We start from the raw sequence: 23,132 nt of genomic DNA, 5'->3' as shown, positions 1-23,132 counted from the left end.
TGGAAAGCCGCCCGAGCCCGCGAAACGCCGTCCGATACGGCCGCGCGGAGCGAGAGGATATCAAGATGGCGCGTCAAGACAGCAATGGAAGCAATGGCGGCGGCGCCGGTCGTTCGCCCCAGAACATCGCTTTTGCGGATTCGTCTTTCCTGTTCGGCGGCAACGCCGCCTATATCGAGCAGCTCTACGCCGCCTACCAGGCCAATCCGGCGGGCGTCGATCCCGAATGGCGCGAATTCTTCGGCGCCCTGAATGACGATGGCGAGGCCGTCGCCGCAAACGCCAGGGGCGCGTCGTGGAAGCGGCCGAACTGGCCGATCGCCGCGCAGGGCGATCTGGTCTCGGCCTTGGACGGCCAGTGGCCAGTCAATGAAAAGGCCCTCGCCGACAAGATCAAGGGCAAGGCCGCCAGTGAGGGCAAGGGCGAGATTTCCGCCGCCGAACTGCACCGCGCGACGCAGGATTCCGTGCGCGCGATCATGATGATCCGCGCCTACCGCATGCGCGGCCATCTTCACGCCAATCTCGACCCGCTCGGCCTCGATCCGCAGAAGGATCACGAGGAGCTGCATCCGTCGAGCTATGGCTTCACCGAAGCCGATTACGACCGCAAGATCTTCATCGATCATGTGCTCGGCATGGAAAACGCCACCATCCGCGAGATGCTGGGAATTCTGCGCCGCACCTATTGCGCGACCATCGGCTGGGAATTCATGCATATTTCCGATCCGGCCGAGAAGTCCTGGATCCAGGAGCGCATCGAAGGGCTTCACAAGGAAGTCTCCTTCACCAAGGAGGGCAAGCGCGCCATCCTGCAGAAGCTGGTCGAGGCCGAAGGCTTCGAGAAATTCCTCGACGTGCGCTATACCGGCACCAAGCGCTTCGGCCTTGACGGCGGCGAGTCGATGATCCCGGCGCTCGAGCAGATCCTCAAGCGCGGCGGCGCCCTCGGCGTCAAGGAAGTCGTGCTGGGCATGGCCCATCGCGGCCGCCTCAACGTGCTCTGCCAGGTGATGGGCAAGCCGCACCGCGCCTTGTTCAATGAATTCAAGGGCGGCTCCTTCCTGCCTGAGGAAGTCGAAGGCTCCGGCGACGTGAAATATCACCTCGGCGCCTCGTCCGACCGCGAGTTCGACAACAACAAGGTGCATCTGTCGCTCACCGCGAATCCGTCGCATCTCGAAATCGCCGATCCCGTCGTGCTCGGCAAGGTCCGCGCCAAGCAGGATCAGGACAAGGACCGCGCCCCGGAAGACCGCCGCAGCGTCATGCCGCTGCTGATCCACGGCGACGCCGCCTTCGCGGGCCAGGGCGTGGTGGCGGAATGTTTCGGGCTGTCGGGCCTGAAGGGCCACCGCACGGGCGGCTCGATCCATTTCATTATCAACAACCAGATCGGCTTCACCACCTATCCGCGCTATTCGCGCTCCTCGCCCTATCCGTCGGATGTGGCGAAGACGGTCGAAGCCCCGATCCTGCACTGCAACGGCGACGATCCCGAAGCCGTGACCTTCTGCGCCAAGGTGGCGACCGAATTCCGGCAGAAGTTCCAGAAGCCGGTGGTCATCGACATGTGGTGCTACCGCCGCTTCGGCCATAATGAAGGCGACGAGCCGTCCTTCACCCAGCCGCTGATGTACAAGAAGATCCGGGCGCACAAGTCGACGCTCGAGCTCTATTCCGAGAAGCTGATCGCCGAGGGCCTGATCACCCAGGGCGAAGTCGACAAGATGAAGGCCGACTGGCGCACCCGCCTCGACGCCGAATATGAGGCCGGCGCCGCCTACAAGCCCAACAAGGCCGACTGGCTCGACGGCCGCTGGGCGGGCCTGAAATCCGTCCCCAGCGCCGACCAGGAAGACCCGCGTCGCGGCCGCACCGCGATCGAGGTCGCCAAGGTGCAGGAATATGGCGAGAAGCTCTGCAAGGTTCCGGAGGGCTTCCACCTTCACAAGACGATCCAGCGCTTCCTGGACAATCGCCGCAAGGCGATCGCCACGGGCGAGGGCATCGACTGGGCGACCGCGGAGTCCCTGGCCTTCGCCTCGCTGGTCGATGACGGCTATCGCGTCCGCCTGTCCGGCCAGGATTGCGAACGCGGCACCTTCTCGCAGCGCCATTCGGTCCTGATCGACCAGGAAAACGAAGCGCGCTACGTGCCGCTGAACCATATCCGCGAGGGCCAGGGCCATTACGAGGTCATCAATTCGATGCTCTCGGAAGAGGCCGTGCTCGGCTTCGAATATGGCTATTCGCTCGCCGAGCCGAACGCGCTGACCATGTGGGAAGGCCAGTTCGGCGACTTCGCCAATGGCGCGCAGGTGCTGTTCGACCAGTTCATCTCGTCCGGCGAGCGCAAGTGGCTGCGCATGTCGGGCCTCGTCTGCCTGCTGCCGCATGGCTATGAAGGCCAGGGTCCGGAACATTCCTCGGCCCGTCTCGAGCGCTTCCTGCAAATGTGCGCCGAGGACAACATGCAGGTGGCGAACTGCTCCAGCCCCGCCAACTATTTCCACATCCTGCGCCGCCAGCTCAAGCGCGACATCCGCAAGCCCTTGATCCTGATGACGCCGAAATCCCTGCTGCGCCACAAGCGCGTGGTTTCGAAGATGGAGGAATTCACGGGCGAAGGCCATTTCCGCCGCCTGCTGTCGGACCATGCCGAGACCGACGCCAATGAGGCGATCAAGCTGGTCAAGGACGACAAGATCCGTCGCGTCATCCTCTGCACCGGCAAGGTCTATTACGACCTCTATGAGGAGCGTGAAAAGCGCGGAATCGACGATGTCTATCTGCTGCGCGTCGAACAGCTCTATCCGCTGCCTCTGAAGGCCCTCGTCACCCGCCTGTCGCGCTTCAAGAAGGCCGAAGTGGCGTGGTGCCAGGAAGAGCCGAAGAACATGGGCACCTGGACCTTTGTCGAGCCTTATCTCGAATGGGTCCTCGCCCAGGCCGCCGGCAAGAGCAAGCGCGCCCGCTATATCGGCCGGCCCGCCTCGGCGGCGACGGCGGCGGGCACGATGGCCCTCCATCTCGCCCAGCTCAAAGCCTTCCTCGACGACGCCTTCGCAAGCTGAAATTGCCCTCCCCAGGGGCTCCGGAGGCATTTAAACCGCCGGAGCCCCTGCCTTTCCCTCCTGATTGAGCCGCGCAAGCGGCGGATGTGATCCCCATGGCCACTGAAATCCGCGTTCCTACCCTCGGCGAATCCGTTTCCGAAGCGACCATCGGCCGCTGGTTCAAGAAGCCCGGCGACGCCGTGAAGGCCGACGAGCCCTTGCTCGAGCTTGAGACCGACAAGGTCACGCTCGAAGTCAACGCGCCGGCGGCCGGCTCCCTGTCCGAAATCATCGCCAAGGACGGCGACACCGTCGAGCCCGGCGCCCTGCTCGGCTATATAGGCGAAGGCGCCGCCGCCGCCGCGCCCGCCCCAGTCGCCGCTCCCGCCGCCGCGCCGGCCCCGGTCGCCGCAGCTCCGGCTCCCGCGCCTGCTGGCGCTGGCGCGCCGCCCTCGCCGGCCGCAGCCAAGAACGCCGCCGACCGCGGCATCGACGTCAATGACGTCGCCGGGTCGGGCAAGCGCGGTCAGGTCCTCAAGGGCGATGTGCTCGGCTTCGCCGCGAACCCGCCGGCCGCCGCCGCGCCGGCTCCGGTCGTCGCCCGCGCTCCGTCGGCCGCCAATGACGCGGCGCGCGAAGAGCGCGTGAAGATGACCAAGCTGCGCCAGACGATCGCGCGCCGCCTCAAGGAAGCGCAGAACACCGCCGCCATGCTGACCACTTTCAATGAAGTGGACATGCAGCCGTTGATGAGCCTGCGCAGCCAGTACAAGGACCTGTTCGAGAAGAAGCACGGCGTGAAGCTCGGCTTCATGGGCTTCTTCGTGAAGGCCTGCACCCATGCGCTGAAGGAAATCCCGGCCGTCAATTCCGAGATCGACGGCTCCGACCTCATCTACAAGAACTTCTGCCATATCGGCGTCGCCGTCGGCACCGACAAGGGTCTCGTCGTGCCGGTGGTGCGCGATGCCGAAACGCTCTCCATCGCCGGCATTGAAAAAACCATCGCCGGTTTTGGCAAGCGCGCCCGCGACGGCCAGCTCAAGATCGAAGAGATGCAGGGCGGCACCTTCACCATCTCCAATGGCGGCGTCTATGGCTCGTTGATGTCCACGCCGATCTTGAACGCCCCGCAGTCCGGCATTCTTGGAATGCACAAGATCCAGGAGCGCCCGGTCGTGATCGGCGGCAAGATCGAGATCCGCCCGATGATGTATCTGGCGCTCTCCTATGATCACCGCGTCGTCGACGGCAAGGAGGCTGTGACCTTCCTCGTCCGCGTCAAGGAAGCGCTGGAAGATCCGGCGCGTCTCGTCCTCGATCTCTGATTTGACCCCGCTTCCTGCCCGGCCCCGCCGGGCAGGAATGTTTTTTCGCGGAGAATTTTATGTCCTACGATCTCGTTGTCATCGGCACCGGCCCCGGCGGTTATGTCTGCGCCATTCGCGCCGCACAGCTCGGCCTCAAGACCGCCGTCGTCGAAAAGCGCAAGACCCATGGCGGCACCTGCCTCAATATCGGCTGCATCCCCTCCAAGGCGCTGCTGCACGCCTCCGAAGTCTTCGAAGAAGTCGCCCATGACATCGGTGCGCTCGGCGTCGTCGTCGGCAAGCCCAAGCTCGATTTCGCCGCCTTGATGAAGCACAAGGACGACACCGTCGGCGCCAATGTGCAGGGCGTGGCCTTCCTCCTGAAGAAGAACAAGGTCGACGCGTTCTTCGGCGCCGGCTCGATCCCCGCCGCCGGCAAGGTCGAAGTGACCGCCGAGGACGGCTCGAAACAGATTCTCGAGACCAAGAACATCGTCATCGCCACCGGTTCGGACGTCACGCCGCTGCCCGGCGTGACCATTGACGAGAAGATCGTCGTCTCCTCGACCGGCGCTCTGGAACTCGGCAAGGTTCCCGGCAAGCTGATCGTGGTCGGCGCCGGCGTGATCGGCCTCGAACTCGGCTCGGTCTGGCGCCGCCTCGGCGCGGAAGTCACCGTCGTCGAATATCTCGACCGCATCCTGCCCGGCATGGATGTCGAGACCGTCAAGCAGTTCCAGCGCCTTCTGGAAAAGCAAGGCGTGAAATTCGTGCTCGGCTCGAAAGTGACCAAGGTCGAGACGGCCAAGGGTGCAGCCAAGGTGACGGTTGAGCCCGCGGCCGGCGGCGAAGCCAAGACTCTTGACGCCGATATCGTGCTGGTCGCGATCGGACGCCGCCCCTTCACGGAAGGCCTCGGGCTCGAAGCGCTCGGCGTGGCGACGGAGCGCGGCCAGATCATCATCGACAACCATTTCGCGACCAATGTCCCCGGCGTTTACGCCATCGGCGACGTCGTGCGCGGCCCAATGCTGGCCCACAAGGCCGAGGACGAAGGCGTGGCTGTCGCGGAAATCCTCGCCGGCCAGCATGGCCATGTGAATTACGAGGTCATTCCGGGCGTCGTCTATACCTATCCGGAAATCGCTTCGGTCGGCCTGACCGAGGAAGAGCTCAAGGCCAACGGAACCGCTTACAAAAGCGGCAAATTCCCCTTCACCGCCAATGGCCGCGCCCGCGCCATGCGCCACACCGACGGCTTCGTGAAGGTGCTGGCCGACGCCGCCACCGACCGCGTCCTTGGCGTGCATATCTTGGGCTTCGGCGCCGGCGAAATGATCCATGAAGCCGCCGTGCTGATGGAATTCGGCGGCTCGTCCGAAGACCTCGCGCGCACCTGCCACGCGCATCCGACCATGTCGGAAGCCGTCAAGGAGGCGGCCATGGCCGTCGAGAAGCGCGCCATCCATATGTGAAGCGACGACCGCGAGACCCGCAATCACGTGAAAGCCCGGGCGTTCCGGGCTTTCACATTTTCTGGACCCGATTTGCTTGCGCGGCCCTTCGTCCTAAGATCGCCGCGCCTCGCGACCGCGAATCAAAAACCCGATCCTCGGAAAATTTCATGCCGCCGCAGGATTTCGCCGCTCCCATCCCGCCGCCGCCCCGGGCGACGCGGATCGCGCGTAAATTTCGCGCCCTGTTGCGGTCGAATGAACTGGCGCTGGTCTTCGCCTCGGCTCTGGTCGGCGTGGTCGCCGCCGTCAGCGTCACCGCGATGACCGAAGCCGCGATGTTCATGCATGTCCTGATCTTCAACCTACCCTTCGATGTGCGGCTGAGCGCGTCGGATCGCGTCGCGCCGCTCGCCGCTTTCGCCGCGCTCACGCTCGGGGGACTGAGTCTTGGACTGATGGAGGCCTTTCGGATTCGGAAGAACATTCCCGGCCCAGTCGACCCCGTCGAAGCCAACGCCCTGCGCGGGGGTCGGATGTCCCTGCGCGACAGTTTCGTCGTGGGAATGCAGACGCTGATTTCCAATTCCGTCGGCGCCTCGGTCGGTCTGGAGGCCGGCTACACACAAGTCGGCTCCAGCCTCGGCTCCTTTATCGGCCAGAAATTGCGCCTGCGCCGTGGCGATCTGCGCCTTTTGGTCGGGGCCGGCGCAGCGGCCGCGATCGGCGGCTCGTTCGGCGCGCCGCTCACCGGCGCCTTTTACGCCTTCGAAGTCATCCTCGGCACATATTCCATCGCCGCCGCCGGTCCGATCTTTACCGCGTCCATCGTCGGCGTGCTCATCACCCGTTTCCTGGCCGGCGCGCCTTATCAGATCAGCACGCCGCCTGTGGAGCCGCTGACATTTGCCGGCTATCCCGCGTTGCTCGGACTTGCGGCCTGCGCGGTGCTGCTCGGGGTGGTCGCCATGCGCGCCGCCGGCGCCTCGGAACGCGCGCTGCAGGCGACGCCTGCGCCGGTCTGGGCGCGGCCCGTGATCGGCGGCCTCGCCGTCGCGGCGCTGGCGACGATCACGCCGCAGGTGCTGGGCGCGGGCCATGGCGCGCTCGCGCTGAACATTTCGACCAATTTTCCGCTCGCCGTGCTGGTCGCGTTTCTCGCTTTGAAACTGGTCGCCTGCCTCATTTCGCTGGCGAGCGGCTTTCGCGGCGGCCTGTTCTTCGCCTCGCTCTTCATGGGCGCAACGCTTGGCAAGATTTACGCGCTCGCTTTGGCCGCACTGGCGCCCTCGCTCGCTCCGGACCCGACCATCTGCGTCCTGGTCGGCATGGCGACCTTCGGCGTCGTGATCGTCGGCGGCCCTCTGACCATGTCTTTCCTTGTGCTGGAAAACACCGCCGATTTTTCGGTTACGGCGGGGGTAATCGCGGCTTCCATCGCGGCGAGCCTGATGGTGCGCGCCACCTTCGGCTATTCCTTCTCGACCTGGCGGCTGCATCTGCGCGGCGAGAATGTCCGCAGCGCCAATGACGTCGGCTGGATCGCCGAGCTTCAAGTCGGCCGGCTCATGCGTCCCGATCCGCCCATCGCGCCGGCCTGGCTGGATATCGACGCCTTCTGCGAACGCCACCCGCTCGGCTCGTCGCAATTCGTCATTCTGACCGACGAGGCGGGCCGCTATGCAGGCATGGTCAATCTGCCGGAAGCCCATATCCACGCGCATGAGGCCGATGGCTGGGTCAGGACTCTCGCGCGGCAAAAGGACGCCTGGCTGTCGCCGCAGACGAACGCCAAGACCGCCATGGCTTTGTTCGACCAGGCCGAAACGGACCAGCTCGCCGTGCTCGATCCGGCCACAAGGACGCCCCTCGGCGTACTGACAGAGCCCTATCTTGCGCGGCGCTACGCCGAACTGGCTGACGCCGCCGTCCGCAGCGCCTTCGGCATCTGACATTATTTGTCCGACCTTTGACTCGTCAAAAGTCGAGGCGCCCGGCGGCATCAGCCGCCGCCGCGCCAGTCGGCGCGGATAGCTCGGGGCATTTAGATGCCCCGAGCTATTGCCCACACTCAGGTTTGGGCCCGGGGATGCGCCGCGCGATAGGCCTCGAACAGCCGGGTCTTGTCGATCGAGGTGTAAATCTGCGTCGTGGACAGGCTGGCGTGACCGAGAAGTTCTTGAATCGACCGCAAATCGCCGCCCCGGCTCAGCAGATGGGTGGCGAAGGAATGACGCAGCGCGTGAGGCGTAGCCGAGTCGGGCAGACCGAGAGCGCCGCGCAGCCGCTCCACCGTGAGCTGAATGATCCTTGGCGACAACTGTCCGCCGCGCGCGCCCACGAAGAGAGGCCCATTCGGGTCTAGGCTGTAAGGGCAGATTTCGAGATAAGCCTCGACGGCCTTCCGCACGGGCAGGATCGCGGGCACGGCGCGGGTCTTGCCGCCCTTGCCAACAATGGTCAGGGAATCGACCGCGCCCGTCGGGGCCTCGCCGCGCCTGATCGCCAGGGCCTCGGAAATACGGAGGCCCGCTCCGTAAAGCAGGGCCAGGACCGCTGCGTCGCGCGCCAGAATCCACGGCGCGCGGACATCATCGCCGTCGCCTTCGCCGAAAGCCATTTCCCGCGCCTTGGCGGCCGGCAGCGCCTTGGGAAGCGACCGGGCGACCTTGGGCGACCGAACCTTGTCGAACACGCCGACCTTGGCGAGATCTTCGCGGCCGAGATGCCGCGCGAAAGAGCGCAGCGCCGCCAGTTGCCGCAGCAACGAGCGCGACGCCACGCCTTCGTCGCGGCGCCGGGCCATGAAGGCGCGCAGATCCGCCGGCTTCAAGGCCGTCAGCAAAGCGAGATTGGGCGGCGCTTCGAAACGCTCGCCCAGAAATTGGAGGAATTGCCGCAGATCCCGCCCATAGGCGTCGAGGGTCAGCGGCGATACGCGCCTTTCGCCGGCGAGGCGGCGCAGCCAGGAGCGCGCGGCCTCGACCAGATCTTTTTCGGAGCCCGCAAAAGCGGTTTCAGGCGCGGCGGGAGCCTTGCGTCGAGAGGTCTTGTCCATGCGGATAGCCTAACCCGCGAAGGTCAATAATCCTTTGCCGCGCCCGGCTTGCGGTCAGCCTTTGACAGCCTTCGTGGCCTGAGCCTTGAATTCCTCGAAGTGACGCGCGATCTGGTGTTCCGACTGGACAACGCCCGCGGCGTCGAAATCCTTCTGGATCTGCGCCAGAACGCCAAATTTGAGGTTGCCGGCTACATCCTGGGTGAGGAGCGCCTTCGCATATTCCTCGGCCGCCGCGCCGGTCTTGCCAAGCTTCTCGGCGGCCCAAAGCCCGGTCGTCAATTTGGCGCGGGCGAGGATCCGGAACAGGATTTCCTCGTCATGCGCGAATTTGCTCTCAAAAGCCTCTTCGCGCTTGTCGAATCCGGACATTTGCATTCCCTTCCCGTTTCAGTTTTTACGTGCGCGCATATATATAGATTCGTTAGGTCGCTGCCTAGCATTGCGTTGCCTCAAGAAGGGCGCGCGGGAATGGGCCTTTCGGGTGATAATGAGCCGGCTGAAGCCGGATTCGTGGAAACTGGTTGTGTCCCGGCGCGGAACGGGCTAGGAACCCTGAGAAACGCGGCCAAAGGTTTCGTATCCGGGCGACTCGAGCCATCAGGCGAAGGTCGCCGTTGCGAGACCTGGCCGCCGTCGCAGGAGGCCCGGAGGAGCCGCGGCATCCATGGATCATCTTAAAGATCGGTTGTTTCCCATGAACCGCCGCCGTCGCATTTACGAAGGCAAGGCCAAGGTGCTCTATGAGGGCCCGGAGCCTGGCACTTTGATTCAACATTTCAAGGACGACGCCACCGCCTTCAATGCCAAGAAGCATGAAGTGATCGACGGCAAGGGCGTCCTCAACAACCGGATTTCTGAATATATCTTCCAGAATCTGAACGATATCGGCGTACCGACCCATTTCATTCGCCGGCTCAACATGCGCGAGCAGTTGATCCGCGAGGTCGAGATCATTCCGCTGGAAGTGGTTGTGCGCAATGTCGCCGCCGGCTCGCTCTCGACCCGCCTCGGGATCGACGAAGGCTCGCAGCTGCCGCGCTCGATCATCGAGTTCTATTACAAGAACGATGCGCTCAACGATCCGATGGTGTCGGAAGAGCATATCACCGCCTTTGGCTGGGCCACGCCGCAGGAAATCGACGACATCATGGCTTTGGCCATTCGCGTCAATGATTTCCTTACCGGCCTGTTCCTGGGCGTCGGCATCCGTCTGGTCGATTTCAAGATGGAATGCGGGCGACTGTGGGAAGGCGACATGATGCGCATCGTCGTCGCCGACGAGATTTCGCCGGACTCGTGCAGGTTGTGGGACATCAAGTCCAATGACAAGCTGGACAAGGACCGTTTCCGCCGCGATCTCGGCGGTCTGGTCGAAGCCTATTCCGAAGTCGCTCGCCGGCTCGGCATCATGCAGGAAAACGAAAAGCCGCATTCCGGCGGCCCGAAACTGGTGCAGTAAATCGCCGGGGCGGCAGGGCCGCCCCGCAAAAAGAGCAATGGCGAAAAGGAAAGTCCCTCCCATGAAAGCGCGCGTCACCGTGACCTTGAAAACCGGCGTGCTCGATCCGCAGGGCAAGGCCATCGAGGGCGCCCTGCATTCGCTGGGCGTCGAGGGCATCGCCTCGGTCCGCCAGGGCAAGGTGTTCGACATCGAGATCGATGCGGCCGATCCCGAAGCGGCCAAGGCGGCGCTGGCCGCCGCCAGCGAGAAATTGCTCGCGAATACGGTCGTCGAAAACTACCGCCTCGAATTGCTCTGAGCCGTCGCGGCTTGAACCTCCCAATATCATGAAAGCGAGAACGCCATGAAAGCGGCGATCGTGCTGTTCCCGGGGTCCAATCGCGAGGGCGACGCCGCGCGCGCCCTGCGTCAGGCCGGGGCCGAAACCAGCATCGTCTGGCACGCCGATCACGATCTCCCCGCCGGGACCGATCTCGTCGTCCTGCCCGGCGGCTTCAGCTATGGCGATTATCTGCGCTGCGGCGCCATAGCGGGCCGCGCCCACATCATGGACGCCGTTCGGAGCCATGCGGCGCGCGGCGGGCTCGTGCTCGGCATCTGCAATGGCTTCCAGATTCTCTGCGAAAGTGGCCTGCTGCCGGGCGTCTTGATGCGGAACCGCGACCTGCGCTTCATCTGCAAGCGCCAGCATCTGCGGGTAGAGCGCAACGACACCGCCTTCACGCGCGCCTATGCCCTGCATCAGGCGATCGACGTCGCCATCGCCCATGGCGAGGGCAATTACGAGGCCCATGAGGAAACGATCGCCCGGCTCGAAGGCGAAGGCCGCGTCGCTTTCCGCTATTGCGACGCCTCGGGCAAGGTTGGCGGCGCGGCCAATCCCAATGGCTCGACCAATGACATTGCCGGAATCTATTCGGAAAAGTTCAACGTGCTCGGCATGATGCCGCATCCGGAAAATCTGATCGACCCGCTGGTCGGAGGCATCGATGGGCGCGGCCTGTTCGAGAGCCTTTTGCGCGCGGCTTGAACGGAAAGGCGGCGACCGACGTCGGCGCCCATTTCCAGATCCAGATTTCCCTGTCCAAATTCCAAGTTTCCCTGTCCAAATTCCAAGCCCGGAATTCATTTCGATCTAGCGAATTTGATCGACACAGCAAAAAGCCCGGTCTGACGACCGGGCTTTCGCATTTTCGCGAGTGTGCGAATAAATCAGTATTTGGCGACAACCGGGGCGCCGAACAGGTCGGCGGCGCCAAAGCGATAGCCGAGACCGACGCCGATCAGCCAGGTGTTGGCGGACAGATGCAGCGTGTTCGGGCCAAACGGGGTGTTGCCCGTGGTTTCCAGGAACAGATATTTGGCGTCGGCGTTGAGCGCCCAATGCTTGGTCAGGTAGTAGTCGAAACCCGCCTGAAGCGCGAGGCCGGCGGAGGGCTTGATGTTGATGGCGTCGCCGGCGCCCAGGCTGCGGGTCAGCGGCGAATTGGTCTGCAGGAACCAGGTATAATTGGCGCCGACGCCGAGATAGGGGTCGAACTGGCCGAGAGCGAAGTGATATTGCAAGGTCGCGGTAGGCGGCAGCAACGTTGTGTTGGCGGCGTTGTACTTCACGCCTAGCGGCGTCAGCGACCCGGTCAGCGTGGTGTGCGCCATGCCGGCGATCACTTCGACTGCGATGTTCTTGGTGAAGAAATAGGTCAGGTCGACTTCCGGAACGACATTGTTCGACAGCGAGGCGTTATAGAGCGGAGCGCCCGCCAGGGTCGTGCCGCTGGCGTTGGGCAGGACGCCGAGGGCGCGGACGCGGATCAGGAAGGGGTCGAACGAGTCGGCGATCGGCGCATAGACCGGAGCGGACTTGGTCGAGGGCAGATCGGCGGCGAAGACCGGGGCGGCCACGGTGCTCAGCAGAGCGGCCGCGAAGGCGATGCGAAAATTGTTTTTCATGGGAGGCATTCCAGTGTTTAAGAAAACTTAGGCCACAGAACCCCTTCGCGGCGTACCGGGCGCTGGCTGAAACTGTGCCCAACATGCGGATTTGCGCTTGATCTGGATCAAGATATTGCAGCGCAATAGAGCATCTGCGGTAAGCTGTGACATAATTGATACAAACCCGCGCCTTGCCGGCGTTCTTGCCAAGACCCGCGCGAGGATTTACCAACGCCCTGCGCATTTCGCGGCTCCTCCGCGACCAATCGGCGCCTTTTTTGACAAGGCCGGATTCCTTGACCGCTCAGACGAAATCCCATGAACCGGCGATCACGCCCGACCTGGTCGCCCAGCACGGCCTCAAGCCGGATGAATATCAACGTATTCTGAAGCTGATCGGACGCGAGCCGACTTTCACCGAACTGGGCATTTTCTCGGCGATGTGGAATGAGCATTGCTCCTATAAATCGTCGCGGCTGCACCTGAAGAAGCTTCCGACCTCGGCCCCCTGGGTCATCCAGGGGCCGGGCGAGAACGCGGGCGTCATCGATATCGGCGACGGCCTCGCCTGCGCCTTCAAGATGGAGAGCCACAACCACCCCTCTTATATCGAGCCCTATCAAGGCGCGACCACCGGGGTCGGCGGCATTCTTCGCGACGTTTTCACCATGGGGGCAAGACCCATCGCCTGCCTCAATCTGCTGCGGTTTGGTTCTGTCGAACATCCGCTGACCCGACATCTGGTGTCGGGCGTGGTCGCCGGCATCGGTGGTTATGGCAATAGTTTCGGCGTGCCGACGGTCGGCGGCTCCACCGCTTTCCATTCCAGCTATGACGGCAACATCCTCGTCAACGCCATGGCGGTCGGCCTCGTGCGCACCGACGAGATTTTTTACGCGGCGGCGACGGGCGTCGGGCGCCCTATCGTCTATCTCGGCTCGAAGACCGGCCGCGACGGCATCCATGGCGCCACCATGGCCTCGGCGGAATTCGACGAGAAATCCGAGGAGAAACGCCCCACAGTGCAGGTCGGCGATCCCTTCTCGGAAAAACTTTTGCTCGAAGCCTGTCTCGAAATCATGGCCAAGGGCTGCGTCGTCGCCATTCAGGACATGGGCGCCGCCGGACTGACCTCGTCCGCCGTCGAAATGGGGGCCAAGGGCAATCTCGGCATCGAACTCGATCTCGACAAGGTGCCCTGCCGCGAGCCGGGCATGAGCGCCTATGAAATGATGCTCTCGGAAAGCCAGGAGCGCATGCTCATGGTGCTCGATCCGGCCAGGGAAGAGGAAGCCGAGGCGATTTTCCGCAAATGGGGGCTGGATTTCGCCGTCATCGGCAAGACCACCGACACTTTGCGCTTCGTCGTCAAGCACGGCGGCGAGATCAAGGCCGACCTGCCGATCAAGCAGCTCGGCGATGAGGCGCCGCTTTATGACCGTCCCTCAGTCCCGACCCCAAAGCCGCAAAAGCTCGATTCTGCGACGCTCCCCGCGCCGTTCTCCATCGACGCCGCGCTGAAAAAGCTCGTCGCCGCCCCCGATCTCGCCTCCAAGCGCTGGATCTGGGAGCAATATGATCATCTCATTCTGGGCAACAGCGTCCAGGGCCCCGGCGGCGACGCCGCCGTGGTGCGGGTCGAGAATGGACCCAGGGGTCTCGCGCTCACCGCCGACGTCACGCCGCGCTATTGCTTCGCCGATCCTGTCGAAGGCGGGAAGCAGGCCGTCGCGGAAGCCTGGCGCAATATCACCGCCGTGGGCGGCAAACCGCTGGCGCTGACTGACAATCTCAATTTCGGCAATCCGGAAAAGCCGGAGATCATGGGCCAGTTCGTCGCCTGCCTCCAGGGCATTGGCGAGGCCTGCCGCGCGCTCGATTTCCCGATCGTTTCGGGCAATGTTTCGCTTTATAATGAGACGCAGGGCAAGGGCATCCTGCCGACCCCGTCGATTGGCGGTGTTGGCCTTGTCGCGGACGTGACCAAGAGCGTCGGCCTCGCCTTTCGCGCGCCGGGCGAGAAAATCCTCCTCGTCGGCGAAACCGAAGGCTGGCTGGGGCAGTCGATTTATTTGCGCGAGATTCTCGGCCGTGAGGAAGGCGCCCCGCCGCCGGTCGATCTTGCGAAGGAAAAAGCCCATGGCGATTTCGTCCGCGAGCTGATCGTCGGCGGCCTCGTCAGCGCGGCGCATGACCTTTCCGACGGCGGCCTCGCCGTCGCACTCGCCGAGATGGCCATGGCGCGCGGCCTTGGCGCTAAAGTCGCCGCGCCGGGCGCGGATATTGCGGCCGTTTGGTTCGGCGAGGATCAGGGCCGCTACCTGCTGACGGCGCCGGACGGCCGCGCGGATGAAATCCTGGCCCTGGCCGCGAAGGCGGGCGTCCCCGTCGCGGTCATCGGCGAGACCGGCGGCGACGTCCTGGCGCTCGGCGGAGCTTCGCCTGTGCTGGTGCGGGAATTGCTTGAGGCGCACGAGAACTGGATGCCGGCCTATATGGCCGGCGGGAAACCCGCCTGAACCTTTGAGGATTTGCCATGCCAATGGAAGCCAATGAAATCGAACGCCTGATCAAGGTCGCCATGCCCGACGCCGAGGTGATCATCACAGATCTCGCCGGCGACGGCGATCATTACCGCGCTCAGGTGATTTCGGAAGCTTTTCGCGGCTTGAGCCGCGTGCGCCAGCATCAGCTGGTCTATTCGGCGCTCGGCGGCCAGGTCGGCGGCGTGCTTCACGCCCTCGCGCTGGAGACGATGGCGCCCGAAACGGCTTGAAGCCAGCGCGCGCGAGGCTTAATTATGTTCCATCGCGGAGCCTTGACCTCCGTTTGAAAGGAACACGCCATGTCGGACGCAATAATTTCCACCGCCATCGACCGCATCAAGCAGGAAGTGGCCGAAAATGACGTCGTGCTCTTCATGAAGGGCACGCCGAACTTTCCGCAATGCGGCTTTTCGGGCCAGGTCGCGAAGATCCTCGGCTTTCTGGAAGTGCCCTACAAGGGCGTGAACGTGCTGGAAGACGGCGAAATCCGCGAAGGCGTCAAGCAATACGCCAATTGGCCGACGATTCCCCAGCTTTACGTCAAGGGCGAATTCGTCGGCGGCTGCGACATCATCCGCGAAATGTTCGAGTCCGGCGAACTGATCGACCAGTTCAAATCCGCCGGCGTCCCGGTCAAGGACCCGCGCAAGGCCTGAACGCCTTCATTGCTGCGCCGCCGCCTTGATCAAAGCCAGGGCGTCGGCGCCATCCCATTTGGCTGGACCGGCCAGCGCGCCAATCTCGCAGCCGTCGGGACCGATGAGGAATGTCGTCGGAAGCCCGACAAGCTTGCCGCTCTGTTGCAGGCCCTGAAACGCCTTGCCGCTCGAATCGGCATAGAAGGTCAGATTCTTCACGCCGGTTTCCTGCAGGAAGGCCTTGGGCCGCTCCAGTCGCGCGGTGTCGATATTCACCGCGACGACGCTGAAGCGATCATTCCCCGCCTCGCCCTGCAGCCGATCGAGCGCCGGCATTTCCTCCCGGCAGGGCACACACCATGTCGCCCATAGGTTCAGGAGGATGGTCCGGCCCTTGAAAGAGGCGACCTCTGTCGGCGCGCCGTCCTGCAGAAAACTGAAATTCTGCATGGGACGCGGCTGGGCGCGGATCGCCAGCGCCGCGATATCGCCCTTGGCGAGGGGCGCGAGTTTCGTCGCCAGCGCCGCCGAGGCCGCGCATTCGCCCGCGCCCGTCGGGGCTTCCTTGCCCCCGCCCATGTTCTTCACGTATAGGACAGCCGCCGCCAGCATCGCGGCGACAAGGAACACATGCGGCAGGATGAGCCTGCGGGCGATGGCGCGCATCTGCGCGGGGTCGACCGGCGGCGGCGCCTCTTGCTCGTCATTCATCAGGGACCTCGCTGCGGAGCGGTCATGAGCAATCAGATGTGGGGCGGCCGTTTTACCAGCGGCCCCGATGAGATCATGGAGGAGATCAACGCCTCCATCGGCTTCGATTATCGCCTGGCCCGGCAGGACATCGCCGGCTCCAAGGCGCATGTCGCCATGCTGGCGAAGAGCGGAATCGTCTCGCAAGCCGATTCCGACGCCATCGCCAAGGGTTTAGACGAGGTCGCCGCCGAAATCGAGAGCGGCAAGTTCACCTTCTCCCGCGCGCTGGAAGACATTCACATGAATGTCGAGTCGCGCCTCGCCGAGCTGATCGGCCCCGTGGCCGGACGTCTCCATACCGCGCGCTCGCGTAACGACCAGGTGGCGCTGGACTTCAAGCTCTGGGTCCGCGACACCATCGACGATCTCGACGGCCAGCTGCGCGACCTCCAGCTCGCGCTGGTTGAAAAGGCCGGAAACTACGCCGATGCGGTCATGCCGGGCTTCACCCATCTGCAATCCGCGCAGCCCGTCACCTTCGGCCATCATTGCCTCGCCTATGTCGAGATGATTTCCCGCGACCGCGGCCGCTTCCGCGACGCCCGCGCGCGGCTGAACGAATGTCCGCTCGGCGCGGCGGCCCTCGCCGGCACGTCTTTCCCAATCGACCGCGAGGCCACGGCCCGCGCGCTGGGCTTCGACCGCCCCACCGCCAATTCGCTCGACAGCGTCTCCGACCGCGATTTCGTGCTCGAAACCCTGTCCGCCGCCGCCATCGGCGCGACCCATCTGTCGCGATTCGCGGAAGAAATCGTGCTGTGGACGACGCCGCAATTCGGCTTCATCGCGCTTTCGGACAAATTCACCACCGGCTCGTCGATCATGCCGCAGAAGCGCAATCCCGACGCCGCCGAGCTGGTGCGCGGCAAGTCCGGCCGGATCATCGGCGATCTCGCCGGCCTCCTGATTGTCATGAAGGGCCTGCCGCTGGCCTATTCCAAGGACATGCAGGAAGACAAGGAAGGTTGCTTCGATTCGCTGCAATCCCTGTCGCTCTGCATTGCCGCCATGGCCGGCATGGTCCGCGACCTGACGCCGCGCGTCGATCGCATGAAGGCGGCGGCGGGCTCCGGCTACGCCACCGCGACCGATCTGGCGGACTGGCTGGTGCGCACGCTCGGCATGCCCTTCCGCCAGGCCCATCACGTCACGGGACGGATCGTCGGGATCGCCGCCGAAGCCGGAATCGAACTGGAGCAGCTGACGCTCAAACAGCTGCAATCGGTCGAACCGGCGATCACAGGCGCCGTTTTCGAGGTTCTCGGCGTCGAGAACTCGGTGCGCAGCCGCCTGAGCCTCGGCGGAACGGCGCCGGACAATGTGCGCAAACAGGCGCAGGCGTGGACCCGCCGCCTCGCTGACGAAAAATCAGCCTGAGGCTGCGCCTTTGTTGACGCGCATTTCTGGCTTTTCTTCTATAGTCCGCGCCGTTCGCGGGATCATTCGGGAGTCCGGCTTTTGACTCGTCACGTTCTTATCAAGGCGGCGCTGTGCGCGGCGGCTCTTTCCGGCGCTCTGCTGCTCGACGGCTGCGGGCGGCGCGGCCCGCCGATTCCGCTTGACCCCGCCGTGGAAAAGAAGGCGGAGGAGGCCCCGCCTTCGCCGGCCGACCAGAGCCCGACGGCCAATTCGCACCAAAAATTGCCAAAAGGGATGGACGACAACTCGCTCAAGGCCGGCGCGCGCAAGACGCCGACGCCCTTCGACTTCCTGCTTTAAGGTCCGGCATGCATTTTTTCGACTATAAGGACGGCGTGCTGCATGCCGAGGGCGTCGCTTTGCCGGAATTGGCGAAAAACGTCGAAACCCCTTTTTATTGTTACAGCGCCGCCACGATCCGCCGCCATTTCGAGGTTTTTTCACAGGCGCTGAGCGATCTCGACGCGCTCGTCTGCTATGCGATGAAGGCCAACTCCAACCAGGCCGTGCTGACCCTGCTGGCGAAGCTCGGCGCGGGCATGGACGTCGTTTCGGAAGGCGAACTGCGGCGCGCCCAGGCGGCGGGAGTCCCTGGCGAGCGCGTCACCTTTTCCGGCGTCGGGAAGACTGACCGCGAAATCGCGCTGGCGCTCGACTATGGCATTTTCTGTTTCAACGTCGAATCCGAGCCCGAACTGGAGCGCATCTCGCAGATCGCCTCGGCGCGGGGCCAGATCGCCACGATCTCGATCCGCGTCAATCCGGACGTCGACGCCAAGACACACGCCAAGATTTCTACCGGCAAGTCCGAGAACAAGTTTGGCGTTCCGATTTCGGTCGCCCGCGAGGTTTACGCCCGCGCGAGGCGCCTGCCGGGGACAAGGATCGCTGGCGTTGACATGCATATCGGCTCGCAAATCACCGATCTCGCGCCTTTCGACAACGCCTTCGCGCTGCTCGCGGATTTCGTGCGCGCGCTGCGCGCCGACGGGCATGATATCGCCCATGTCGATCTCGGCGGGGGGCTGGGGATTCCCTATTCCGAACGCGAAAATCCCGAAAGCTACCGGCCCGAGCTCTATGCCGAGATCGTTCGCCGCCACATCAAGCCGCTTGGGGCCAAGTTGGTGTTCGAGCCGGGGCGCCTGATCGTCGGCAACGCCGGGGTGCTGGTGACTAGCGTCATCTATGTCAAACATGGCGCGGCGAAGAATTTCATCATCGTGGACGCGGCGATGAACGATCTCGTCCGTCCGACGCTCTACGAAGCCCATCACGATATCTTTCCAGTCGTCGCGCCGCGCGAAGGCGCCGCTACGATCAAGGCCGATCTCGTCGGCCCCGTTTGCGAGACCGGGGATTTCCTTGCCCGCAATCGCGACTTGCCCGAGCCGCAGCCGGGCGACCTGTTGGCCGTGATGTCCGCCGGCGCCTATGGCGCGGTGCAGGCCGGAACCTATAATTCCCGGCTGCTGATCCCTGAAGTGCTGGTCGACGGAGACAAGTACGCGGTCATCCGGCCGCGCGGCGATTACGACTCCTTGATTGGCCTCGACAAAATTCCGCCGTGGTTGACATGAAGCCTCTGATCGGCGCGAAATAATCCGTTCGAAAGCGAGGCGCGACAGGGTGACGCAAGATCCAACGGGTTGGCGAAATTCTGTCCGCTTCCGCCTATCGGAATGGCGAAAGACGCGACCGCGCCGGCTAACCTTCCTGGCGCAAGGCGCGCTCGTTGTGGAGCGGCTTGCGCGCGCTCTTGCTCCGGCGGGGATCGTCGTCGGCTTTTTCGTCGCCTTGAGCTGGACTGGGGTCTGGCTCGGCGCGCCGACTTTTCTTCGCATTCTCGGCGTCGCCGCCTTCATCGGCGCGCTGGTGACCGCGCTTACGCGTTTGCGCGATTTTTCCTGGCCCAGCGCCGGTCAGGCCCGCGACGCGCTGGACGCTGGCGACAGCGACGCCCCGGCCGCAGCCTTGGCGGATGCGCTCGCCAATAGCGGCGATCCGAGGACGCAAGGCCTCTGGCGCCTGCATCAGCGGCGCGCGGAACAGCTGGCCGCCCGGCTCCAGCCCATCGTCCCCTCGCCAAAGCTCTGGACAATCGACCGCAAAGCGCTCGGCGCGCTGGCCGTGCTGGCTCTCTGCGCCACAGGCCTGCTTGCCGGACCGGAAAAATACGCCCGCGTCGCCGCCGCCTTCGATTGGCGCTGGCGGGCCGCCGACGGCGCGCCGTCGCGCGTCGACGCCTGGATTGACCCGCCCGGCTATACGGGCAAGCCGCCGATTGTCCTTTCGCTGCAAAATGCGGGAGAGGCGCCCGGCCCCATTTCCGCGCCGATTGGCTCGACAATCGTCGTTCGCGCCGCCAACGCGACCGATCTTCGGGTTACGACCCAAGGCGCGATCGAAGTCGCGATCGAAGCCGCGCCGGCCGCCAATGGCGCCGGCTCCGCAGCGAAGGAGCGGCGCTTCGCCCTGCGCGGCGACGGGAGCCTGACGATTGGCCGAGGCGCAAGCGAGATCGGCAAATTCACGCTTCGCGCCATCCCCGATCTTCCGCCCCAAATCACGGCGCTCGCTCCGCCTCAGACCAATCTGCGCGGCACCTTCGTCCTTTCCTATCGGATCGAGGATGATTATGGCGCGCGGGATGCTCAGGTCGCCGCAAAACCCTCGGGAGAGTCGGCGCGCAACGCCCGCGCCCTGGTTCCGCCGCCGAGCGGATCGCTCGACCTGCCGGCGGGTCCGGGCGGCCTTGGCGAAGGCAGGACGACGCTCGACTGGAGCGACAGCCCCTATGCCGGCGCGCCGGTCGATCTTGTGCTCTCCGTCCATGATGAGGGCGGCGGCGAAGGCCAGGCGATCCTTCGGAATTACGTTCTGCCGGGCAAGGTTTTCAAGAACCCTCTCGCGCTCGCGCTGACCGAGCAGCGGCGCATCCTCGCCCTCGATGCAGCGCAGCGGGACAGAGTGCTCGCGGCGATCGGCGCGCTGATGATCGCGCCGGACGTCTTTACCCCGGACTCGAGCATCTATCTGGGGCTCCGCTTCGTCCACGATTCCCTGCGCCACGCCCGCAACGACGCCGAACTCGTCGCGGTCGTCGATTTTCTCTGGGAAATGGCCTTGCGCATCGAGGATGGCGATAGCTCGCAGGCCGAGCGCGACCTTCGCGCGGCGGAACAGGCCTTGCGCGAAGCCCTCAAGCGCGGCGCCTCGCCCGAGGAAATCGCCAAACTGACCGAGCAGATGAAAAAGGCGCTCGACCAATATCTGAACGCCCTGCAGGACAAGGCGGCAAAGGACAAGGCCGCCAAGAACGACAAGGGATCGGAAAGCGAAACCGGCGAAGGGCAGTCGATCACGCCCAAGGATCTCAAATCCATGCTCGATCAGCTGGCTGAGGCGGCCAAGGACGGCGACAAGGACGCCGCGATGGAGCTGCTCGACCGCATGCGTGACATGCTGGAAAACCTCAAAACCGCCGAGCAGTCGGAACGCTCGAATCAGGCCGCGCAAAATCGCCGGACGATGCGCGACATCGACAACCTGATGCGCGAACAGCAGAAATTGCGCGACGATACTTTTTCGCAGGACCGCGGCAATGAAAAGCGCGCCGACCAGCAGCCCGGCGAGCAAGACTCGCAGGATGCTCAGGGCGGTAGCCCGCAGGATCGCGCGGCCCAGTCGCCTGGCGCCGGCAAGGGCAAGCGTCAGGGACAGCGCGGCGCTACGTCCCGCGAAGAGGGCGGCCAGCCGGAGCAAGGCGAACTGGGCCAGCGGCAGGGCGAGCTCGAAAAGAAGCTGAATTCGCTCAGGAAGCGCGCGGAAGGCGGCGCCGGCAAGAAATCCGAAGGCTTGGCCGAAGCCGAAGAAGGCATGAAACAGGCGGAGCAGGCGCTCAAGCAGGGCGACAATGAGTCGGCGCTCGACGCGCAAGGCCGCGCGCTGGAAGGCCTGCGCAAGGGCGCCGCCGAAATCGCGCAGCAGGGCGGCGAAAACGGGCCCTCGGACGACCAGGAACAGGCGGGCGAGAAAAACGGCCAGGGACTCAAGGGCCAGAATGGCGAGGGGCGTTTCGGCCGCGCGAACAAGCAGAACAATATTGACGCGACCGCCGCGCAAAAGGCCCGCAAGGTGCTCGAGGAATTGCGGCGCAGGCTCTCCGACCCGAGCCGCGCCCGCGAGGAGCTCGATTATCTCGAGCGCCTGATCAAGCCCGACTGATCGCCAGCGACGTAAAGGCAGGAATTTCGAATCATGGGCAATTTTTCCAATATCCTGACCGGCGCAGCGCTGGCCGCCCTGGCGCTTGTACTTTTATTGGGATTGGCCAACATGCTGCGCGGCGGCAGCCCGAATCTGTCGCAAAAACTCATGCGCTGGCGCGTCGGGCTGCAATTCGTCGCGATCGTCGTGATCATGACCGTCTTGTTCCTGCGCCGATAAACCCGTTCGAGTGAATTTATAACCATGGTCAAACTCAACAAGATCTACACCAGGACGGGCGACGACGGCTCGACCGGCCTTGCCAGCGGTGAAAGGCGCGCCAAGCACGACGCGCGCGTGGAAGCCTATGGCGACGTCGACGAGACCAATTCGGCCATCGGCCTCGCGCGCCTATCCACTGCGGCCATGCCAGAACTCGACGCCATGCTGGAGCGTATCCAGAATGACATGTTCGATCTCGGCGCCGATCTCGCCACGCCGCCTTCCGATCAGCCGCTTGGCTATGAGCCTTTGCGCATCGTCATGGCGCAGGTGACCCGGCTCGAACAGGAGATCGACGTCCTCAACGCGAGGCTGACTCCCCTGCGCTCCTTCGTCCTGCCGGGCGGCTCTCCCGCCGCCGCCGCGCTCCATCTCGCTCGCGCCATTTCCCGTCGGGCCGAGCGCCGCATGGTCGCCCTTGCCGACTCCGGCGAGGAGGTCAGCGCCCCCGCGCGGCAATTCATCAACCGTCTTTCCGATTTCCTCTTCGTCGCCGCGCGCGTCGCCAATCATGACGGCGCCGGCGACGTTCTCTGGAAGCCAGGCCAGAACCGTTGACGCGCGTCGGCCCTCTCGGCGAACCGTCGCGCCGGGGCGGATTGCCGCGCGCGCGGCGACGCCGTTGACTCGCTGCAACGCCACGACTACCAGATGTTTTTCAATTTGCCTGTCGTCCGGAAAGAGGCTTCAAAGCCTTAGGCAAATTCGCCGGACGATTGAGATGACAAGCAAGGATGCGACGAGCTTCTCCCTCGTTAGATGGGCGAAAGCTTGTGCTGATTTGTCTTTGTTGGAGGTCTTAACGCTTATCTCGGTCCACGCAGTCCCGCTGCTTTTCGGGAACAGGCTTATGGAGGTCGAAACCTATGAAAATCCTGGTGCCCGTGAAGCGGGTTGTTGACTACAACGTGAAGATCCGGGTGAAGACGGACGGGTCTGGCGTCGAGTTGGCGAACGTCAAGATGTCGATGAACCCGTTCGACGAGATCGCGGTGGAAGAGGCGCTG

20 protein-coding genes and 1 pseudogene are annotated in these 23,132 nt (G+C 64.2%); 17 read left to right on the top strand and 4 right to left on the bottom strand.

The genetic code is table 11. The features are described from left to right. Positions 1-65: 65 nt before the first annotated feature. From QZ409_RS01185 to QZ409_RS01170, 4 genes are all read left to right on the top strand, one after another. Positions 66-3,077 carry a 2-oxoglutarate dehydrogenase E1 component gene (locus QZ409_RS01185; RefSeq protein WP_296706222.1) on the top strand — a complete coding sequence of 1,004 codons (3,012 nt, stop codon included), beginning with the start codon at positions 66-68 and terminating at the stop codon, positions 3,075-3,077. A 95-nt stretch (positions 3,078-3,172) separates the two neighbouring features. After that, positions 3,173-4,387, top strand: coding sequence for a 2-oxoglutarate dehydrogenase complex dihydrolipoyllysine-residue succinyltransferase (gene odhB, locus QZ409_RS01180; RefSeq protein ID WP_296706221.1), 1,215 nt, complete (start codon positions 3,173-3,175; stop codon positions 4,385-4,387). Positions 4,388-4,446: 59 nt separating this feature from the next. After that, positions 4,447-5,844, top strand: a complete 1,398-nt coding sequence (lpdA, locus tag QZ409_RS01175; RefSeq protein WP_296706220.1) for a dihydrolipoyl dehydrogenase — start codon at positions 4,447-4,449, stop codon at positions 5,842-5,844. Positions 5,845-5,993: 149 nt separating this feature from the next. Beyond that, complete coding sequence (locus QZ409_RS01170; RefSeq protein WP_296706219.1) at positions 5,994-7,775, top strand: chloride channel protein; 1,782 nt, start codon at positions 5,994-5,996, stop codon at positions 7,773-7,775. A gap of 119 nt (positions 7,776-7,894) precedes the next feature. Here QZ409_RS01170 and QZ409_RS01165 read toward each other — a convergent pair whose 3' ends face one another. Continuing rightward, the gene (locus tag QZ409_RS01165) at positions 7,895-8,881 is read right to left on the bottom strand and encodes a tyrosine recombinase XerC (protein WP_296706218.1); all 987 of its coding nucleotides are present in this window, start codon (positions 8,879-8,881) and stop codon (positions 7,895-7,897) included. Between the two features lie 54 nt (positions 8,882-8,935). Beyond that, positions 8,936-9,253, bottom strand: a complete 318-nt coding sequence (locus QZ409_RS01160; protein ID WP_296706217.1) for a DUF1476 domain-containing protein — start codon at positions 9,251-9,253, stop codon at positions 8,936-8,938. A 295-nt stretch (positions 9,254-9,548) separates the two neighbouring features. Between QZ409_RS01160 and purC the strand changes: the two genes are divergently transcribed. The 3 genes from purC (at position 9,549) to purQ (ending at position 11,376) form a co-directional block, all read left to right on the top strand. After that, positions 9,549-10,343, top strand: coding sequence for a phosphoribosylaminoimidazolesuccinocarboxamide synthase (purC, locus tag QZ409_RS01155; RefSeq protein ID WP_296706216.1), 795 nt, complete (start codon positions 9,549-9,551; stop codon positions 10,341-10,343). 61 nt (positions 10,344-10,404) lie between these two features. Further along, a complete protein-coding gene (gene purS / locus QZ409_RS01150) occupies positions 10,405-10,644 on the top strand; it encodes a phosphoribosylformylglycinamidine synthase subunit PurS (protein ID WP_296706215.1) in 240 nt (79 codons plus the stop codon). A 45-nt stretch (positions 10,645-10,689) separates the two neighbouring features. Continuing rightward, positions 10,690-11,376, top strand: a complete 687-nt coding sequence (purQ, locus tag QZ409_RS01145) for a phosphoribosylformylglycinamidine synthase subunit PurQ (RefSeq protein ID WP_296706214.1) — start codon at positions 10,690-10,692, stop codon at positions 11,374-11,376. Between the two features lie 182 nt (positions 11,377-11,558). Here purQ and QZ409_RS01140 read toward each other — a convergent pair whose 3' ends face one another. After that, positions 11,559-12,296, bottom strand: coding sequence for an OmpW family outer membrane protein (locus QZ409_RS01140; RefSeq protein ID WP_296706213.1), 738 nt, complete (start codon positions 12,294-12,296; stop codon positions 11,559-11,561). A 278-nt stretch (positions 12,297-12,574) separates the two neighbouring features. Between QZ409_RS01140 and purL the strand changes: the two genes are divergently transcribed. From purL to grxD, 3 genes are all read left to right on the top strand, one after another. Further along, positions 12,575-14,797 (top strand): phosphoribosylformylglycinamidine synthase subunit PurL, encoded by a 2,223-nt coding sequence (gene purL / locus QZ409_RS01135; RefSeq protein ID WP_296706212.1) that lies wholly within the window; start codon positions 12,575-12,577, stop codon positions 14,795-14,797. 17 nt (positions 14,798-14,814) lie between these two features. Further along, complete coding sequence (locus QZ409_RS01130) at positions 14,815-15,054, top strand: BolA family transcriptional regulator (RefSeq protein ID WP_296706211.1); 240 nt, start codon at positions 14,815-14,817, stop codon at positions 15,052-15,054. A gap of 69 nt (positions 15,055-15,123) precedes the next feature. Then, positions 15,124-15,480, top strand: coding sequence for a Grx4 family monothiol glutaredoxin (gene grxD / locus QZ409_RS01125; protein ID WP_296706210.1), 357 nt, complete (start codon positions 15,124-15,126; stop codon positions 15,478-15,480). A 6-nt stretch (positions 15,481-15,486) separates the two neighbouring features. Here grxD and QZ409_RS01120 read toward each other — a convergent pair whose 3' ends face one another. After that, positions 15,487-16,173, bottom strand: a complete 687-nt coding sequence (locus QZ409_RS01120) for a TlpA disulfide reductase family protein (RefSeq protein ID WP_296706209.1) — start codon at positions 16,171-16,173, stop codon at positions 15,487-15,489. A 24-nt stretch (positions 16,174-16,197) separates the two neighbouring features. Here QZ409_RS01120 and argH point away from each other — a divergent pair, with 24 nt between their 5' ends. From argH to QZ409_RS01085, 7 genes and pseudogenes are all read left to right on the top strand, one after another. Then, complete coding sequence (gene argH / locus QZ409_RS01115; RefSeq protein WP_296706208.1) at positions 16,198-17,592, top strand: argininosuccinate lyase; 1,395 nt, start codon at positions 16,198-16,200, stop codon at positions 17,590-17,592. A gap of 81 nt (positions 17,593-17,673) precedes the next feature. Next, complete coding sequence (locus QZ409_RS01110; protein WP_296706207.1) at positions 17,674-17,934, top strand: hypothetical protein; 261 nt, start codon at positions 17,674-17,676, stop codon at positions 17,932-17,934. Between the two features lie 8 nt (positions 17,935-17,942). Beyond that, on the top strand, positions 17,943-19,214 hold the full coding sequence (lysA, locus tag QZ409_RS01105) for a diaminopimelate decarboxylase (RefSeq protein ID WP_296706206.1): 1,272 nt from the start codon (positions 17,943-17,945) through the stop codon (positions 19,212-19,214). A gap of 49 nt (positions 19,215-19,263) precedes the next feature. Further along, entirely contained in the window at positions 19,264-21,861 is a 2,598-nt protein-coding gene (locus QZ409_RS01100; RefSeq protein WP_296706205.1) for a TIGR02302 family protein, read from the top strand. Positions 21,862-21,894: 33 nt separating this feature from the next. Then, positions 21,895-22,083, top strand: a complete 189-nt coding sequence (locus tag QZ409_RS01095; RefSeq protein WP_296706204.1) for a twin transmembrane helix small protein — start codon at positions 21,895-21,897, stop codon at positions 22,081-22,083. Positions 22,084-22,107: 24 nt separating this feature from the next. Then, entirely contained in the window at positions 22,108-22,683 is a 576-nt protein-coding gene (locus QZ409_RS01090) for a cob(I)yrinic acid a,c-diamide adenosyltransferase (protein ID WP_296706203.1), read from the top strand. A gap of 308 nt (positions 22,684-22,991) precedes the next feature. Then, a pseudogene (locus QZ409_RS01085) lies at positions 22,992-23,132 on the top strand (electron transfer flavoprotein subunit beta/FixA family protein); the annotation flags it as partial.

The organism is Rhodoblastus sp., from assembly GCF_019449565.1.
Lineage (GTDB): Bacteria > Pseudomonadota > Alphaproteobacteria > Rhizobiales > Beijerinckiaceae > Rhodoblastus.
Note: the sequence above shows the minus strand (reverse complement) of the source record. Positions and strands in the feature narration are given on the sequence as shown.

Bases quoted from the DNA above. Each gene is read 5' to 3' on its own strand.
- QZ409_RS01185 (WP_296706222.1), top strand. From the start codon at position 66: ATGGCGCGTCAAGACAGCAATGGAAGCAATGGCGGCGGCGCCGGTCGT.
- odhB (WP_296706221.1), top strand. From the start codon at position 3,173: ATGGCCACTGAAATCCGCGTTCCTACCCTCGGCGAATCCGTTTCCGAA.
- lpdA (WP_296706220.1), top strand. From the start codon at position 4,447: ATGTCCTACGATCTCGTTGTCATCGGCACCGGCCCCGGCGGTTATGTC.
- QZ409_RS01170 (WP_296706219.1), top strand. From the start codon at position 5,994: ATGCCGCCGCAGGATTTCGCCGCTCCCATCCCGCCGCCGCCCCGGGCG.
- QZ409_RS01165 (WP_296706218.1), bottom strand. From the start codon at position 8,881: ATGGACAAGACCTCTCGACGCAAGGCTCCCGCCGCGCCTGAAACCGCT.
- QZ409_RS01160 (WP_296706217.1), bottom strand. From the start codon at position 9,253: ATGTCCGGATTCGACAAGCGCGAAGAGGCTTTTGAGAGCAAATTCGCG.
- purC (WP_296706216.1), top strand. From the start codon at position 9,549: ATGGATCATCTTAAAGATCGGTTGTTTCCCATGAACCGCCGCCGTCGC.
- purS (WP_296706215.1), top strand. From the start codon at position 10,405: ATGAAAGCGCGCGTCACCGTGACCTTGAAAACCGGCGTGCTCGATCCG.
- purQ (WP_296706214.1), top strand. From the start codon at position 10,690: ATGAAAGCGGCGATCGTGCTGTTCCCGGGGTCCAATCGCGAGGGCGAC.
- QZ409_RS01140 (WP_296706213.1), bottom strand. From the start codon at position 12,296: ATGAAAAACAATTTTCGCATCGCCTTCGCGGCCGCTCTGCTGAGCACC.
- QZ409_RS01130 (WP_296706211.1), top strand. From the start codon at position 14,815: ATGCCAATGGAAGCCAATGAAATCGAACGCCTGATCAAGGTCGCCATG.
- grxD (WP_296706210.1), top strand. From the start codon at position 15,124: ATGTCGGACGCAATAATTTCCACCGCCATCGACCGCATCAAGCAGGAA.
- QZ409_RS01120 (WP_296706209.1), bottom strand. From the start codon at position 16,173: ATGAATGACGAGCAAGAGGCGCCGCCGCCGGTCGACCCCGCGCAGATG.
- argH (WP_296706208.1), top strand. From the start codon at position 16,198: ATGAGCAATCAGATGTGGGGCGGCCGTTTTACCAGCGGCCCCGATGAG.
- lysA (WP_296706206.1), top strand. From the start codon at position 17,943: ATGCATTTTTTCGACTATAAGGACGGCGTGCTGCATGCCGAGGGCGTC.
- QZ409_RS01095 (WP_296706204.1), top strand. From the start codon at position 21,895: ATGGGCAATTTTTCCAATATCCTGACCGGCGCAGCGCTGGCCGCCCTG.
- QZ409_RS01090 (WP_296706203.1), top strand. From the start codon at position 22,108: ATGGTCAAACTCAACAAGATCTACACCAGGACGGGCGACGACGGCTCG.